Origin of the sequence: Paenibacillus sp. PL91 (assembly GCF_012935325.2) — a bacterium.
GTDB lineage: Bacteria > Bacillota > Bacilli > Paenibacillales > Paenibacillaceae > Pristimantibacillus.
In genome coordinates this window covers 241,776-258,212 of sequence record NZ_JABBYG020000004.1, presented here as the reverse complement: position 1 = coordinate 258,212, position 16,437 = coordinate 241,776, and the positions used below count along the sequence as shown (strand labels likewise).

Annotated in this window: 12 protein-coding genes; all 12 read right to left on the bottom strand. The window is 47.8% G+C overall.

Annotated elements, in window-relative coordinates:
- Positions 1 to 17: 17 nt before the first annotated feature.
- The 12 genes from gucD to HI950_RS12365 all read right to left on the bottom strand — a co-directional run bounded on the left by gucD (position 18) and on the right by HI950_RS12365 (position 16,387).
- A complete protein-coding gene (gucD, locus tag HI950_RS12420) occupies positions 18 to 1,484 on the bottom strand; it encodes an alpha-ketoglutaric semialdehyde dehydrogenase GucD (RefSeq protein WP_411268086.1) in 1,467 nt (488 codons plus the stop codon).
- A gap of 8 nt (positions 1,485 to 1,492) precedes the next feature.
- Positions 1,493 to 2,368, bottom strand: coding sequence for a fumarylacetoacetate hydrolase family protein (locus HI950_RS12415; RefSeq protein WP_169082441.1), 876 nt, complete (start codon positions 2,366 to 2,368; stop codon positions 1,493 to 1,495).
- 106 nt (positions 2,369 to 2,474) lie between these two features.
- Positions 2,475 to 3,233 (bottom strand): IclR family transcriptional regulator, encoded by a 759-nt coding sequence (locus HI950_RS12410; protein WP_169082804.1) that lies wholly within the window; start codon positions 3,231 to 3,233, stop codon positions 2,475 to 2,477.
- 101 nt (positions 3,234 to 3,334) lie between these two features.
- Positions 3,335 to 4,210 (bottom strand): sugar phosphate isomerase/epimerase family protein, encoded by an 876-nt coding sequence (locus HI950_RS12405; protein ID WP_169082442.1) that lies wholly within the window; start codon positions 4,208 to 4,210, stop codon positions 3,335 to 3,337.
- Entirely contained in the window at positions 4,207 to 5,157 is a 951-nt protein-coding gene (locus HI950_RS12400; protein WP_169082443.1) for an NAD-dependent epimerase/dehydratase family protein, read from the bottom strand. The genes HI950_RS12405 and HI950_RS12400 overlap by 4 nt, the downstream gene beginning before the upstream one ends.
- Entirely contained in the window at positions 5,154 to 6,074 is a 921-nt protein-coding gene (locus HI950_RS12395) for a sugar phosphate isomerase/epimerase family protein (RefSeq protein ID WP_169082444.1), read from the bottom strand. The genes HI950_RS12400 and HI950_RS12395 overlap by 4 nt, the downstream gene beginning before the upstream one ends.
- A gap of 89 nt (positions 6,075 to 6,163) precedes the next feature.
- Positions 6,164 to 7,834 carry an extracellular solute-binding protein gene (locus HI950_RS12390; protein WP_169082445.1) on the bottom strand — a complete coding sequence of 557 codons (1,671 nt, stop codon included), beginning with the start codon at positions 7,832 to 7,834 and terminating at the stop codon, positions 6,164 to 6,166.
- Positions 7,835 to 7,919: 85 nt separating this feature from the next.
- Entirely contained in the window at positions 7,920 to 8,813 is an 894-nt protein-coding gene (locus HI950_RS12385) for a carbohydrate ABC transporter permease (RefSeq protein ID WP_169082446.1), read from the bottom strand.
- A 16-nt stretch (positions 8,814 to 8,829) separates the two neighbouring features.
- Positions 8,830 to 9,768 (bottom strand): ABC transporter permease, encoded by a 939-nt coding sequence (locus tag HI950_RS12380; protein WP_223285243.1) that lies wholly within the window; start codon positions 9,766 to 9,768, stop codon positions 8,830 to 8,832.
- Positions 9,769 to 10,152: 384 nt separating this feature from the next.
- On the bottom strand, positions 10,153 to 12,963 hold the full coding sequence (locus HI950_RS12375) for a glycoside hydrolase family 2 protein (protein WP_169082447.1): 2,811 nt from the start codon (positions 12,961 to 12,963) through the stop codon (positions 10,153 to 10,155).
- Positions 12,964 to 13,001: 38 nt separating this feature from the next.
- Positions 13,002 to 14,600 carry a response regulator transcription factor gene (locus tag HI950_RS12370; protein ID WP_223285242.1) on the bottom strand — a complete coding sequence of 533 codons (1,599 nt, stop codon included), beginning with the start codon at positions 14,598 to 14,600 and terminating at the stop codon, positions 13,002 to 13,004.
- Positions 14,600 to 16,387 carry a sensor histidine kinase gene (locus tag HI950_RS12365; protein WP_169082448.1) on the bottom strand — a complete coding sequence of 596 codons (1,788 nt, stop codon included), beginning with the start codon at positions 16,385 to 16,387 and terminating at the stop codon, positions 14,600 to 14,602. Before HI950_RS12365 ends, HI950_RS12370 begins: the two co-directional genes overlap by 1 nt.
- Positions 16,388 to 16,437: the final 50 nt, after the last annotated feature.

Sequence of the window (16,437 nt, the reverse complement as noted above, 5' to 3'; positions counted from 1 at the left end):
TCCTATCAAAGCTTAGGTTACGGTTTAATAAAAACCGTTTTGACAGAAGTGAAAAACTCAATAGCTGCCTGGCCTTGCTCTCTTGAGTGAGAGCTGGACTGCTTCATTCCGCCGAACGGAGCCTGCAGCTCTACACCCGCGGTTTCTGCGTTGACCCTAATGAGTCCCGCTTCCATATTCTGAACAAACGATAAAACGTTCCCGATATTTTTAGTGTATATGGAAGCGCTAAGTCCGTACGCTGTATCGTTCGCCAACGAGATTGCATCTTCGAAGTCCTTTGCTTCTATTAAAGCAAGCACGGGTCCGAAGATTTCCTCTTGAGCGATAGACATCCGGCTCTCGACTCGGTCGAACACTGCGGGAGTGATATAAAAACCATCAGACAAAGCACTGCCCTCAGGCCGTGTACCGCCAAATAGAAGAACGGCTCCTTCTTCCTTTCCTTTTTGAATATACCTAAGCACGGTTTCCAGCTGTTTTTCGTTCGCACATGGCCCGAGCCATACAGAAGCATCCATGCCGTTACCAACCTTAAGCGTTGCTACCTTTTCGAGCAGCTTCGTTTTGAAGAGGTCGTAAATGGACTTTTCGACAATCACACGACTAGTCGCTGTGCACTTCTGCCCCGTCGAGCGCAGCCCCCCGCTAATTACAGCGTCTACGGCTAAATCCAAATCAGCGTCGCCCGCGATGATGATCGGGTTTTTACCTCCCATCTCCAATTGATATTTCGCTCCGCGAGCCAAAGCGGCCTGGCCGACTTGCTTTCCGACAGCATTAGAGCCTGTGAAGGTGATGCCATGGATACCCGGATGATTAGCCATACCATTCCCGATCACAGCACCGCTGCCTACGATCATGTTAACAGCGCCCTCAGGAAAACCAGCATCATGAAAGCACTGCATGACTGCCGCCGCAGTTACCGCCGTTTCAACGGCCGGCTTCCAGACTACCGTATTACCGTATATTAGTGCCGGGGCTATCTTCCAGATCGGGATCGCCACGGGAAAATTCCAAGGCGAGATAACGCCAACTACGCCCAGAGGCACACGTGTCGTAAATAGAAACGCGTCCGCATCGCTGGATGGAATGACATCGCCGATTTTGCGCATGCCCTCTCCCGCGTAATAGCGTAAAATCGCTGCTCCTCGAGCTGTCTCTCCCTTAGCCTCGGCAAAGGTTTTCCCCATTTCCCTGCACATCGTCTCGCCAATTTCATCTAATCGACTTTCCAGCAGCTCCGCGGTCCTGACTAGCAGCTGCCCGCGCTCTGCGCCAGTCTTCTTCCTCCACTGCAGCCTAGCCGTTTCTGCTGCATAAACGGCTTCATTGAGCTCAAAGCCGTTAGAATTCGCAACATACCCGACTACCTCCCGTTTGTTTGCGGGATTCATGCTTTCCAGGCGTTCCCGGTTACCCGGCGGCTTCCATTGCCCACCGATATAATTGTCGATAACAAGGGCATTCTTCATAAAAGTCATCTCCTTTTCTAGGCCGGCACGGCTGTATTCGTTAATGTGCCAATCCCCGTAATATCAATCTCGATTCGATCACCCGGCTCTAGTGTGAACTGTCCTGGAGGCACGATACAGGTTCCCGTAAGCAGCACAGTACCGTCAAACAGAATATTATCCTTGGCAAGATAGGCTACCAGTTCTCCAAATCTCCGTTTGAGCTGGCCTGTATTAGCCGTTTCATCAACGACCTTCTTTCCGCCGCGATAAATGCGGCACGATATTTGAAGATTATACGGGTCCTCTACAGTGTCGGCTAGCCGAATAGCAGGACCGATGGAGCAGGATTGACGCCAAATTTTGGCCTGCGGCAAATAAAGAGGATTCTCGCCTTCGATGTCACGGCAGCTCATATCGTTTCCGATCGTATAGCCGAGAATACTCCCGTTCCTGTCCAGCACCAATCCGAGCTCCGGTTCTGGAACCTGCCAGCTTGAATCACTTCGCAGGCACACTTCGCTGCCCGGTCCGGCCGTTCGCGCGGCAGTCGATTTCATGAACAGCTCCGGCCGGTCGGCGTCATACACTTTATCGTAATAGGTTGGTCCCACCCTGTTCTCGTTTGCCGCTTCATCATTTCGCGCTTCCTTACTCCGCATATAAGTTACGCCTGCTGCCCATATCTCTGGGGCTTCCAGCGGAACGATCAGATCAAGCTGGTGAATCTCTTTGTTCAGCGCTTGGGATGAATCGACTATCCGCTTCACCTTTTCTAAAACGCTAATGCCGTCCAGTGCCGCACTTTGTACCAGTGATATAAAATCAGAATCCTCTAAGGAAAAGATTTCTTCAGCGTCTGTTAGCGCAGCTAATTTAAATAAAGAATCTTCCTGATAACGAATAATGCGCATTAACCCACCTCATAGTTTTATAATATAAAACTCAATTCTGTAATATAGACAAAAAAAGAGCTTATGGATGTCATTCCATATCGTTTGATTAGAAACAAAAGCTCTTTTATGACCGATATCCTAAATTGGCGGAAATCCGTTTTGTTTCGTTCAACAACAGCTTAACAAAATGCTGCAGCTGCGTCTCATCGACATGCGAAACTAAGGTAGAAATACTCATGGCTGCGGCACAATGGCCAGTATGGTCGAAAATGGGGGCCGCTGCGCAGCGAACGCCGGGTTCATTTTCTTCACGGTCAAAAGCCACCCCGTCCTGTCTTACTCCGCTCAGCACCTCCAAGAAAGTATCCTTTCGGTCAATGGTTTGCGGGGTATGGATTTGGAATACGTAATTGTCGAGGATCCGGGCCAGTTCTCCCGGAGCGCGATAAGCAGCAAGCACTTTTCCGACTGCGCTGCTATGAAGCGGAACCCGGCGTCCGATCCGCGAGTAGCGAATGGCCGCTTTTGCTCCTTCAACCTTATCGATATATACGCCCTCATGACCATCCATAATAACTAAGTGAACAGATTGACCAGTCAAGTCCGACAGCTGCTGAAGATGGGGTCTGGCTGCGCCTCGAATATCTAGACCTTGCAGCAGAAGCTGTCCCTTCTCGACAAGCGTCATCCCGAGTCTATATTTTCCTGTATGTCCCTCTTGATCGATATAGCCGTGCATTTGCAGCGTTTTGAGCAAAGAGTGAACGGTGCTTTTGTGTAAATTCATTTGTTGGCTGATATCGGTAATTTTTAATTCCTTATTTTGGTCATCAAACAAATTAAGAATGCGCAGAGCACGGTCTAATGATTGAATGATCGGCATGGGCGTAAAATCATCCTCTGTTTTATAATATAGAACGATATGAATAATTTTACCAAAGGGTTTCTTATTCGTCCAGCCAATCTTCATGCTACTCCGCTAAGTTACGTTATTTTAAAATTCCGGTAACCAAGACGTTCCAAATACTGCTTGCTCGTACGGATCGCTTCAGGTGCCGACATGAGAGGATTACCTTTTCGGGTAGGACTCCATTGGTTGCCATCCAATTCCACCGAAGCATAATGAGGATATTTTTTATCTTCCAGGTATTGAACAATGCTCCTTAAATCGACAGATCCCATTCCGAGCGGCGTATAACCAAGAAAACCGGTAGCATCAACTTGACGACCTTCAGCATCTTCCTTAACCGGGCCTCCTATATAATCCTTCAGATGCAGCATCCGGATCAACTCATAGTACTCTTGAATAATCCGAACGGGATCCGTGCCTCCCTTGGCGATCTGGCCGACATCCGGGGCAAAGGTGACATAACGGGAATCGACGCCTTCTAGAACACGCCGGATTTCTTCTTCCGTTTCAACTGCGGTTCCGGTGTGCGGATGAAAGCAGCATAACAGCCCCTTATCCGTGATGCGCTTCGCAAGCTCATTTAAGGTTAAGATGATAGCCGAAGCATGGTCTGATATAGCAAAAGAAGCCCGATTCAACATCGTTCCGCCGATCACGACGACCGGCCCTTGGAATTTCAAATACAGATCAACCCATTCCATCACCTTGTCAATCGCATCTTGACGCTTTGACGAATCCGTCAATTCAAGGTGACAGTATAAAGAAGTCAGCTGAAGCTGATGCTGCTCGAACAAAGCCAATAAGCTTCTATTCTGAGATTCCCATTCCTCCAGCACCCACCCGAATGTCTCCGTTCCCCAATAACCGCAGGCAGCGATATCGGATACAGCTTCCTCGATTGCCTCATTCGGCCACGTAATCGCGGTATGCCCAAATCGTAAATGATTCATCCCATCATCCCCTGATCTATGATTTCATGATTTGCCTGCTGCTGGCGCCACGAGTATCGAGGCTTGTAATTCAGCTTGCTCAGCAGTTTTCTCTGAGTAATTAACCCTTCCGTTCCTACCAAGCCAGCAGCCTTTTCTGTCAGGTCAGGCCAATGCTTTGCGACAACCTCCTTTGTATCCTCAATGTGCCGGCTGTCGGTCAGCAGATAAAAAACTTCAAACAAATCCAGATCATTTGATTCGATTGCAAGAGTAAATGCCTGCGCAGCATCTCTTGGATCCAAGTACTGATGCGTGGTAACCACCGGTCCGCCTACGTGCTCCCGAGCGGGAATCGAAATCCCGTATTTGTAATTTTCGCTTTGATCGGGCCAATCAAGCCCTTGCAGGCGAAACGCTACTGTTCGAATGCCATATGCTCTTGTATAGGCATGTAAAATTTCTTCTCCCAACACTTTGGACAACGCATAGGTATCTTCCGGACGGTTCGGATGCTCCTCATCGATCGGCAAATAATCCACTTGAAACGGAGTACCGCCTAACCGCTGCCCCAAGCCAAGCGTGTAATAGGAAGATGCCATGGCCACTGTCTTAACTCCAAATCTGCGTGCAGCTTCCATCAAATAATACGTGCCCATCGTATTGACCTTCATGCACTCGTCTTCAGGCAGGTTTTGGATTCTCGGCTGGGATGGATGCAGTGTTGTATCATAGGGGAGCGCGGCAAGATGAATAATCGATTCCGCTTCCGACAATTGGATGGCACGCATGCAGTCTCCAAGCGTCGTGAGATCTCCCTTAACAAACAATACGTTTTTCGGAAAACGAGAGGCATCCGGGGCAACGCGGTCAAATGCTGTTACTTGATAGTTTTGTTCGATCAAATAATCGATCATATAACGCGCCAAACGTCCCGCTCCCCCAGTGACCAACACTTTTTTCTTCATATTTTAGCCCTCCCTCGATTTTGTTGCAGGCTTTGTAAATAGTAAATGCTTTTCCGGAAATATTCCTCGCTTTGTGAAGCGGTATCCCTCGTTGGATCGAAGATCATCCACCCAGGCTCAACAATCAAATGCAGCCCGTCAGCCCGCGGGCTTTTTTGCGCGAGCAAGCTTAACGCTTTGGGGATATCTACATGTCCTTCCCCCAGCACACACCCGAAAGCGGTTAGCGGAATCCAGCCCTTTGCCTGGCTTTTGACGACCTTCATATCCTTGATGTGTGTAGTAAAGGTATAAGCAGCCAACGCTTCAATGTCCTCATTCGGATCACTAAAAACGGTATAGCCGTTGCCGGTATCAAGTGCGGCTCCCACATAAGCCGAATCAACGGCATCCAGAAGCTGAGCCAGCTCTCGCCCGGTAAAGTCGCAATGATTTTCTACAGCAAGCCGCACACCTGCATCTTCGGCAATCTTCGCTGCAGCCTGCAGGGCAGGCACGAGCGCTTCTATATGCTCACGAATGGAAAAGGATTGATTAAACCGGCTCGTTTCCACATCCAAGCGGCCATAAGCCGTTCGTACGACAGGCATTTTAAGCTGCTTTGCGTACGCTATGGCTTGGCGAAACCGATTCGCTCCCCTCTCATCGGAGAAGGGGCCTGCTAGACTGAACGCTCCCGGCGCGCTTAACTCCAGCTCGATCGACTTTGATTGCGCTAATTGTCCAAACTCGGCCAGCTTCATATGATCCTTTGGAAGCGTACTTACCTGAAGCACGGCACAGCCAAGCTCAATGGCTCTCTGCAGCTGCCACTCTGCAATATCATCCTCTTCCACGTTTGCGGGAACAGGGTAAAAGCTGCCCGTAAATCCAATTCTCATGGAATCGATTCGAGAAATCGTTTCAGCCTGCGGCATGATAGACCCTCCTATTCTTGTGAAAAAAAGCTAGAGAACTTCCGCCATACCAAATGACGGAAGTCTGGATCTTTACCTGCGGATTTTGATTAGGACTTCCATTTCCCGTCATATTCTTTTTGCATAATGGTAATGAACTCATCGACTCCGATACTTTTCAGCTCTTTTTGAAATTGATCCCAATCCTTCTCGATATTACGGTTACCAACGATAAAATCAGCCGTCGATTCGCTGACAATCTTGTTGATTTCGGTTTTCAATTCGTTCCACCGTTTAGCCGTTTCATTATCGAAGAAAAACTTCGGAGTCGTGATGCGCGCAGCGAATTTGTCGTATTCTGCCGCCGCTTTGTACAATTCCGACTCTAAATCGAATTGCCCCTCCGGAAGCGCTTCTCTAGCGTCAGACCCAAACGGAGGCCATGCGCCGCCTATGCCATGCCAATGAACCTGCTGCGGTTCCTGCCACAAGTCTTTTCCTAAGATCTTATACTGGGCCTCGCCGCCGTTTGCGGCAGCAGTGCCGGCTGCTGGTTTATCCCAGTGTTTGCCCTGCACGCCATAACGGTTTCTCAGGAAAAACTCATGCGAATACATCAGGTCGACCAGCTTCATGACGATATCGGCATTTTTTCCGTTTGCGGGCAACATGAACATCGGGTTGCTGATTTTACCGTACTGATTGAAATAAGCATTTTGGAACCCGTTCGGCCCCTTAAGTGGAAGAACAATTTCATAATTCATTTTTGTAGAATCGTTTGCCGCAAATACGTGCTGGCCTCCGCCCGGCACAGCGCCAACCGTATTTCCGTCGTTCAGCTCAACCAACTGCCTCATTTGGTTCTCATCATTCGTGAAGGAAGAAGGATCGATCAAGCCTTCGGCATAAAGCTTATTTAGAAATCGCAGCCCTTCCCTCCATTCAGGAGTCGTATACGCTGCAGAAATTTTATGATCCTTCACATAAAGGTTATTCGAATCTTGATAAGTGAACGCATTCATAATAAAATCGTCAACCGTCGCAAACCAGCTTTGCGTGGAGCCCACCATCGGAATTTCATCTTTTTTGCCATTGCCGTTGAGATCCGTTTCTTTGACCGCTTTCAAATAGCGATATAATTCATCTGTCGTCGTAGGGACAGGCATGTTTAAGGCTTCGAGAAACTTTTTATTCACCCAAAAACGCATCGCTCTGTCGCAGTTATAGCATTCCCCTACGGCATTGAGCGCGTATATATTTCCGTCCGGCGCAGTGGTAGACGGTTCCATTTCGGGAATATCCTCAAACAGCTTTTTGATATTGGCTCCATTCTTGTCAATCAAATCCCGCAAGTCGCGGAATACGCCTTGCGAGCCGTACGATGCCAGCATCGCATTGTCTATTCCGGGAAAGCCCATGATGAGATCACCCAAATCTCCTCCGGATGACAGCTCGAGATTCAGTTTCTCAATGGAATCCGCGGAAGGATACAGGTTCCATTCGATATGGACATTCGTTTGATCCTCCAGCCATGTTGTCAGCTCGTTTTCGCCGTATTCATACGAGGTTACCGTCGGATCCCGCGGAATCGTAATCGTTATGGTCGTCTTTTCTTTTGTAATGGGAAGCACGCCAGGCTCGGAAAGTCCGGATTCAGTGCCGGTATTTGCAGGATCTTCTTTTTGGTTGTTTTCTTTGCCCCCTGTATTGTCACTGCACGCGCTTAACAGCATAGAAGCAACTAATACCAGCATAAGCAGGCTGACACCCAACTTTTTCATTTCTGTTTTCCTCCTCATTTTTTATATCAATCGGCTGTCATGGCGGGCCACACCAGCCGCTTGATGCCCCTTGCCCACTGCTTTTTCAGCCTTTTATCGAACCAATCATGACGCCTTTAACGAAATATTTTTGCACGAACGGATAAACCAGCCATATCGGCAGGCTTGCGACGATGATGATCGAGTATTTAAGCAGATCCGCCAGCCCTTGTTTCCTTGTCATATCTTCCGTATCCGTGATGGAAGCCGGGTCGATCTGATTTTGAATAAGAATATCTCTAAGAACTATTTGCAGCGGGTAAAGCTCATCGCTCTTCAAGTAGATAAAAGCATTAAAATAAGCATTCCAATGAAACACCCCGTAGAACAGCACCATGACCGCCGTAATGGCTTTCGATAGGGGCAGAACGACACTCCACATAAAACGCAAATGCGAGCATCCGTCCATGGAAGCGGCTTCAAAAAGCTCCTGACTTATGGTCGATTGATAGAAGGTTCGAGCAATGATCACGTTCCAAACAGAAAGTGCTCCAGGCAGGATCATCGCCCATCTCGTATCGATCATCCCAAGATCTTTTATCAGCAGATAGTTGGGGATTAGTCCGCCGTTAAACAGCATCGTAAAAGCAAATAAATACATAATGATATTCCGGCCTACCATCGTTCTTCTGGATAGCGGGTAAGCGGCCAAAATCGTCAAGATCACATTGAGGATAGTTCCGACTATCGTATAAAATACCGTGTTCCCGTAACCGGTTAACACTCTTGAATCCTTAAAGACGGCTTGATAGCCTTCCAATGAAAAATGGACCGGCCATAAAAACACATCTCCCGAGATAACAGACAGCCTGTCGCTAAAAGAAGCACTGAAAATATAAATAAGCGGATACAGGACGATTAGCAGTGCGACCAGCAGAAACAAATCATTAAAGAAATAAAAGGCTTTATCGGATTTTGTAAGCACAATCTTGCTTTTCATGTAACAGCTCCCCTCTTTACCACAGGCTGGTATCTCCCGCTTTTTTGGCGATTTGATTAACAAGGATAATTAATATAAAATTCACCATCGAGTTAAAAAAACCAATGGCCGTTGCATAGGAGTAATCCGGGGCGCTGGAAGCTAGACTCACCGTATAAACATAAGTGGATATGACTTCAGAAGAGCTAAGATTCAATGGATTTTGCATTAAAAATATTTTTTCGAAGCCAATTCCCATAATCGAGCCGGCATTCAATATGAGAAGAGTGACAATGGTCGGCATAATGCCAGGCAAATCAACATGCCGGATTCGCTGTAGACGGGTAGCCCCGTCAATTGTCGCCGCTTCATGGGTTTCCGGGCTGATCGCAGACAAAGCCGCTAAATAAATAATGGTCCCCCAGCCGGTTGTCTGCCATATTCCCGACCATACATAAACCGACTTAAACCACTCCGGCTCGCCCATAAAGTTTATCGGATCGGCTCCAAACAAACCCATTCCCATATTAATAATGCCTATTCTAGGGTTTAGAAACTGCAGGATCATCCCGACCATGACAACGGTGGATATAAAGAAAGGCATGTAAGTGACAAACTGGACGACTTGCTTAAATCGGGTTTTTAACGTTGCGTTTAAGGCTAAAGCCAAAAGAATGGGAAGCGGAAAACCTGCGATGAGATCATAAAAGCTGATGATGAGGGTATTGGTAATGACTCTCTTGAATTGATAAGAGTTAAAAAATTTCTCGAAATGCTCCAAACCGACCCATGGGCTGCTCCAGATCCCATCCATGATTCTAAAATCCTTGAACGCAAGCTGAAGCCCGTACATAGGAAAGTACTGAAAGATCATTAACCAAGCAAGAGGAAACAATATAATCAAATACAATTGATAATCTTGCCGCATCTGTTTTAGCTTTCTGCCGTAGCCTATGAGGCTTGTGTTCTGTTTCAAGTAGGGAAACCTCCTTTTTAAGTTCTTCAGCTGTTGAAGCAATTAGGGAGATATGGCCAAAACATTTGTAAACGCTTACAGATCGTTAATTCAATCTCCCTCCATTTTGGAGCAGGGTCCTATTAGTTGTTTTACATTATAAAACACTGTTTGTCATTGATGAATTATTGAGAATATAACATTGGAATATTTCCAAGTCAAGGTTGGTTTTATTAATAAATAACCCACTTACAAGATATGATATTTCCCGACAATAAATTGCGATAAGCAAGATTTTGTAGAATTTTGTATATAAAAAACCGCTCAATGAGAGCGGTTTTTTTACAAGCCAACCGGGAAGTGGGAGCGTAGACTCTGTGAGAGGGCAGATGCACCTCTAAGGTATTAGTTCGGATAAGAAGGATTAATAACAGCTTGGCCGCGATGCGACTGCCTTTCGGTCGCCGCATTCGGATCTAATACGCTTCGTAACTGCTCAAAGCTTAACTCCTCGGACGGCTTGAACTCGGCTGAAGCGGCATAACTTTGCAGACTATGTAGAAGCTGCCGTGCTTCCGGCTTATGTTGCTGGCCAATGAGATCGCTTGCGCATACGAGCAGGCTTCCGTTTCCTACCTTAGCTTCGACAATCAAGCCCAGCTTATGGTTGCGCTCAAAGTTGTCGATAACCTGTACGATTGGGCGGAAAGCGGCTGGCCAATCATCCAATATAAGTGAGTGCGAGTTCATCAGAATCGGCCACCATTGCCAATTGCTATGAAACTCAGTCGGAAACGCCTGAAGCGCGGGATGCCGCTCATCACATAAAATGCCTAGCGTTCCCGGTGCGGGAGCTGCATGGTTTCCTTCGCAAATGGACCTAAACATGGGATAACACCAGAAATCCGAAGCAAAGGCTCCGTCGATATGGGAGGATAGCTGCTCCTGGTCGGCAATCAACAGCACGCGTCCACCATCTTCAAGCAAATCGCGTACCTCTTGATCGAGCCTTCGACGTACCTGAACGCCATTATTGGGATCCGTATTCACCTTTGCCGGGTATACCCATAGCGGGTAATGGTTCGCGATCGCGCTTCCCTTCCATTTCAGCTCCAGCTCCAGCTTGGCGGGCGCTTTCACTTTAGACAGCTTGATATGAAGGTTTCCCACAGCCTTCAAAGCGCCTTGGCCGACATCCGTTGCCGCTGTCACACCAGCCTCGATTAGCAGATCGCCTTGCTTAAGCGACCACTCCAGCTGAACGTCCGCAAGCTCGTTTGCACCGTGATTCGCCATTTCCAAATGCGCTTCGAACGTCTCATCGTCGGTGTACGTATATCGCGGGAAACGGGCAAGCAATACGATGTCCGAGCAAAACTCGCGCCATTGCTCCGGGTCGATAAATCCTTTGGAATCCATGAATGCGTCCAATACGCCGACCAATGCCGTCCCTTGGCCAGGAAAATCCTGCAGATCAAGCAGCTGAAACCCGCCGAAGCCCGGCGTACGCAAAGCCGCTTCTATTTCTTCGCGGTAGCATATTACCGCAAGCTGTCCCGATGCCCGGAAGAAATCCTCGGCTTGATCAAGCATTCCCGCATTTTGAAGCCTTTCGCGAAAAACTTCAAAATTACGCGCCTGCAAAACACCAACATATTTTTCGATTTCGCCGAAATTCGGGAATGATTGATATTGACCGATTTCATGGCTTACGATAGGCACTTGGATATCCGGCAAATTATGCCTGTAATCCGTGAGCGTTGACGGGTAGCTAGCCTGAACATGTCCGAGCGGCAAATCCGCGTGTGAGAACGAAGCTCTCACGATCGAGCCGCCATGCCCCGTTCGCATCGTCACCCAGAAATCGGACTCTTCCGAGAAGGATGGCGCCCAGAAATAGTTGTTCGCTCCTTCGGCGTATAATCGTCGGCTATCTCGCTCGCGATACTCCTTCAGCAATGCCGACATCGCTCTGCGGCTTCCATGCAATTCGTTGCCAAGCGTGAACAAGGCGAAAGAAGGATGATTGCCGTAAGCCTCTAAAATACGCAAGCCTTCCTTGCGCAAATAGTCTGCTTTGGCTTCATCATACTCCTCATCCTCCGGATCATGGAAAGCTCCCCAATACGGCAGCTCCGGTTCGAAATAAACGCCGAGCAGGTCCGCAGCCATAAATCCCGCTTCCGGTGGGCAACAGGTATGGAACCGGTAATGATTAATGCCATAGGATTTGGCGATAGACAGCACCTTCACCCATTCTTGGACGGTCATCGGCGAATAACCCGTTAGCGGAAACGCCAAGGCATCATGTTTTCCCCGCAAAAAAACTTTTCGGCCGTTATTCGTAAACTGCGTTCCTTCCGTGCCGAATTGACGCATGCCGAAGCTTACGGATTGCTCATCCCGATATACTTCCTGCCCGGCAAAGGCCTCCCATTTTAATTGCATGCAATAAAGAACAGGAGAGAATTCATCCCATAGGGCCACATCTTCGCCCATTTCGTATTCCCATTCAACCGTTTGGCAGCCCGGTGCAGAAGAGACGCGCAGCGTCCTACCTGCAGACTTACAAACTGAGCGGGCCGTACCCACAACATCCGCAAGCTCGATTGAAATGCCAATATCGGCATTGCTCGAAGTATCGTTAAGCACTTGAAAAGTGAACCGCACGGACTTATTTGAAACATCAGGAAAAGCCTGTATGCGCTCCAAACGAATCAATTCCACCGCCTGAATTTCGATTCTGCCAAGCAGCCCGTTCCAGTTCGTTTGCGTATCGGGCGATGTCATATGCCCGCCCTTTATCGGCAAGCCGCTATTGTCGACCAGTACGGTTAGCGTATACGTTCCCGGTGCAATGGCTCCGAATTCATAGACATGAGGCGCGCTAACGCTATCCTGCGTTCCTTTCCAATCCTCCCCGATCCAAACCTGCGTTACTCTTGTTCGCTCCATATACAGTCGAATAAGCTTGCCCGCCCATTCTTCCTTAATTTCAATATCCCGCTGGTACCAGGCATATCCGGTTAGCGGATAAGTCTCGGTAAGATGGGCTACTTCCCTTGCCGTGTTGAATTCGCCCTTTTTATTCTCGGCGGTCGTCCCGGGCAACTGAATTTCATCCAGCATCAGCCCTTTATAATATTGATTCTCGATGCCTTGTTTCAACGCATCCAGGTGAAATCTCCACGTTCCCGCTATTGACTCTATTATCATTTCTTTCACATGCCTCCAGCTCTTGGCATAAATCTGCCTTAATGGTAATCTCTATATTCTTGCGGCGTATAGCCCGTCGTCTTCTTGAACAAATAGGCAAAATAAGCGGATGTTTGAAACCCGACCTGCTCAGACACCTCGTACACCTTGATGCTTGGATCGCGAAGCAGCTCTTTTGCTTTGTTCATGCGCGTTTCCTGCAAAAAGTCCGATATCGTTTTTCCCATTTCTTTTTTGAACAACACGCTTAAGTAACTCGCATTCAGATGATGAATTTCAGCGATTTGCTTCACCGTGATATGTTCTTGGAAATGCGCTTCCAAATACTCGCTAACCTTGCCGATCAGATTATGCCTTTGGTTCGCTTCGCCTTTTGTTTCAATTACCATATAGCGTTGAACGTAATCGAGCACAACTTCACGAACCTGCGCCTCGCTCCTGCAATCGATAAGCTTTTGCCACATCTCCAAATTCATTTCCCCGCCCAGCTCTTTGTTCCATTTCTGCTTACGGGCCAGTTCGCTGAGCAGCGCCATGCCAAACGCTTGTATATACGTAAATTGTATGGATGGTTGAGACAGAAGCATATCGAACACATTGTTAACGTAGTCGACAACCTTACGGACATCCGCCGCAGCTTCCGTCAACTGTATAATTTCGGGAATAACCTCTTCACGCAGGCGAAACTGTTGAAAATCCGATTCGTCCAAGCGATCGTAATGCAGGATTTGTCCGCCCTCCATCAAGCGGGATCTCGCCATCATGAATTTTGCTTCCTTATACAGCGACGGCACCTCTTCCCACGCCGTGCACAACCTGCTATTGCCAATCGTGACCGTTGAGCCGTACTGCTCCTGCATCACGTTTTGAATGAAAGCAAGCTGTTTTTCGATCGATGCGCGTTCAATAGGACTTAAATTAATGTGCAGAGCGACAATCTCATCGGCACCGGTTTTTGCGACATAGACTTGATGATAATCGGATAAACCGACATGAACCGCTTTCAAAAATCCTGTTCCGATCACAACCCTCTCTCTCGCATCCTGTTCCGAGGAATGGAAATGATCGTAACCGAAGACGATTAATCCGATTTCTTGGTTGCTTGCAGGAAGCTCCAGCAGACGGCCCCATGAATGCAGCATGTCAACATTGATGCCTGCCTCCCCAATGACATCCGACACGAACCGTTCTCTGACGATATCCAAGCTGCCGGACACTTTCTGTTGAAGCTCCAGTGCTTGACCCTCGATTTGCTTCAGCTTCGTCAATGTCTTCCGAAATCCAGTTAGCTTACTCTCTACCTCTTCCACTTTAATCGGCTTTAAAACATAGGCTTGCGCCCCTACGTTCATCGCTTCCTGCACGAATTCGAATTCATTGTAGCCGCTGATCATAAGCACTTGAAGCTGCGGAAGGATCGCTTTGCCCTTGGCAACAAGCTCGATCCCCGTCATAACGGGCATGGATACATCCGATATAAGCACATCAATAGGAGCATTCCGCATCATTTCGAGCGCTTCTTGACCGGACTCTGCGGTGAATGGCCTATCATAGCCAAGGTCCATCCACTTGATATAGCGCACCAGCCCCTGAATATGGGTAGGCTCATCATCTACGATCAACGCTTTTAACAACATCACATCACCTTCCTGATCTGTGGCTTATGGACGCAGGCAGGTATAATAATCGTAACCGCCGTCCATTCGTTTTCTTTGCTGTCTAAGGTAAATTCATGCTTATTATCAAAGTAGAGCTGGAGCCGCTCGCGAATATTCGCCGTGCCGAATCCATTTCCGTTCCCCGCCTGCTTCCCTAATCGAATTTGTTCCAGCATATCGCTCGGGATGCCTCTGCCGTTATCGAACACCTCGAAACGAACGTTATGCTGTTCAAGCTGCGCTGAAATTCGGATGACAGCGTCTTTCTTTCCGGTAATGTTGCCATGCAAATAACAGTTTTCTACAATTGGCTGGAGTAGCAGCTTGATCGTATAAAGCTCCAGCAGCTCCTGATCGATTTGCCACTCGATGTTTACCCTGCCCGGATAGCGCATCTCTTGAATGTCCAAATAAGCTCTTACATGATCAAGCTCGCCCTTAATTTGCGTCACATTTATTTTATTGTCCAACGCCAACCGGTAAAAAGCGGTCAGAGCGTCGATCGTACGCAGCTGCGTTTCGTCTTGAAGTTCCAGCGCTCGCCATCTTAGCAGGCTTAACGAATTATAAATAAAATGCGGATTAATTTGTGCCTGCAACGCTTTGAACGATTGCTCGCGTTCCTTGAGCTTCGCATGCGTAATGTCTTCAACGAGCATACCCAATCGGCCAGACATCGAGTTAAATAATATCTCCAGCTCGCCTAGCTCATCTTTATCGGTGTTACGGATACTGACATCGAACTCCCCTTGACTGACATCGTACATGCGCATGCCAAGCTTGCGAATACGCCAAACGACATTTTTCAGCACAGTCATAATCAAAAAGGTGGAGCAAAGCAGAAAAACGAAAATGACGGCGATAATGCCGTATAGAATCATCTTGGACTGGCTTTCAAGTTGATCCATCTGGATCAGCGCAGCCACATGCCAATTCGAATCAATCGGCCTTACCATAAGCAGATTGCCGTCAACCATTACGCCGTCGGATAGGCCCGCTTCTTGCCAGTGATTGTTTAGCGTTGTAGTTTGAAGCTTTAATCCGATTTTTTGCGGATCGGAGGAGACGATGATCGTGCCGTAATCGTCTATAATCGACAACTCGCCCGAACCGCTGAACGGCTGGTTAAACAGGTTTCCAAAAACCGTTTTATAGTCTAGCAGCAAATAAATGATGCCCTGCAAATTGCCGGCAGGACTCATAATTTTATGGGAGATCACAAGCTTATCCTTGTTAACATTGTTCCATATTAACGAGCTCGGAGCTTCGCTCGCTTTGGCGAACCAATCCGCTTCATGAAATCCCGGCTGTAACATACGTCCCTCCGGTTTCCAAAGCAGCCGACCGTCCTGCACAAGCATCGGATTCGTGTGATAAATCCGAAAATCGTCGATGCCCGGCAAATATTTACTCGTGAATACGAATGAGCGGTCCACATATTCGACTGTATTCAACTGCTCGAACATATTCGAATAATCACGGCTTAAACGCGAAATAAGCTCCCCGTCCGTTGCCGTTCGCGTGGCGAGCACATCGTAGCTCTGCTTGCGGAATTCTATATTTTGAACCGTTTGGCGCATCGCTTCATTAATTGTAACCAAATAATTGGTTCTGAAGCTTTCAAGCGCAAGATAGCCCGCGACAATTCCAAGAACAATCGTAGGAACAAAAATAATGGCTCCATAAAGAATTAATATTTTTCCTCGCAAATTCATTTTTCGGGTGTACCGGATAACTATTCGTTCGAGACTGCGGCGAAATGGCATCGTATCCCTCCTTTCCATAGTGTAATGGCATTCGCAACAATGGAAAAGGG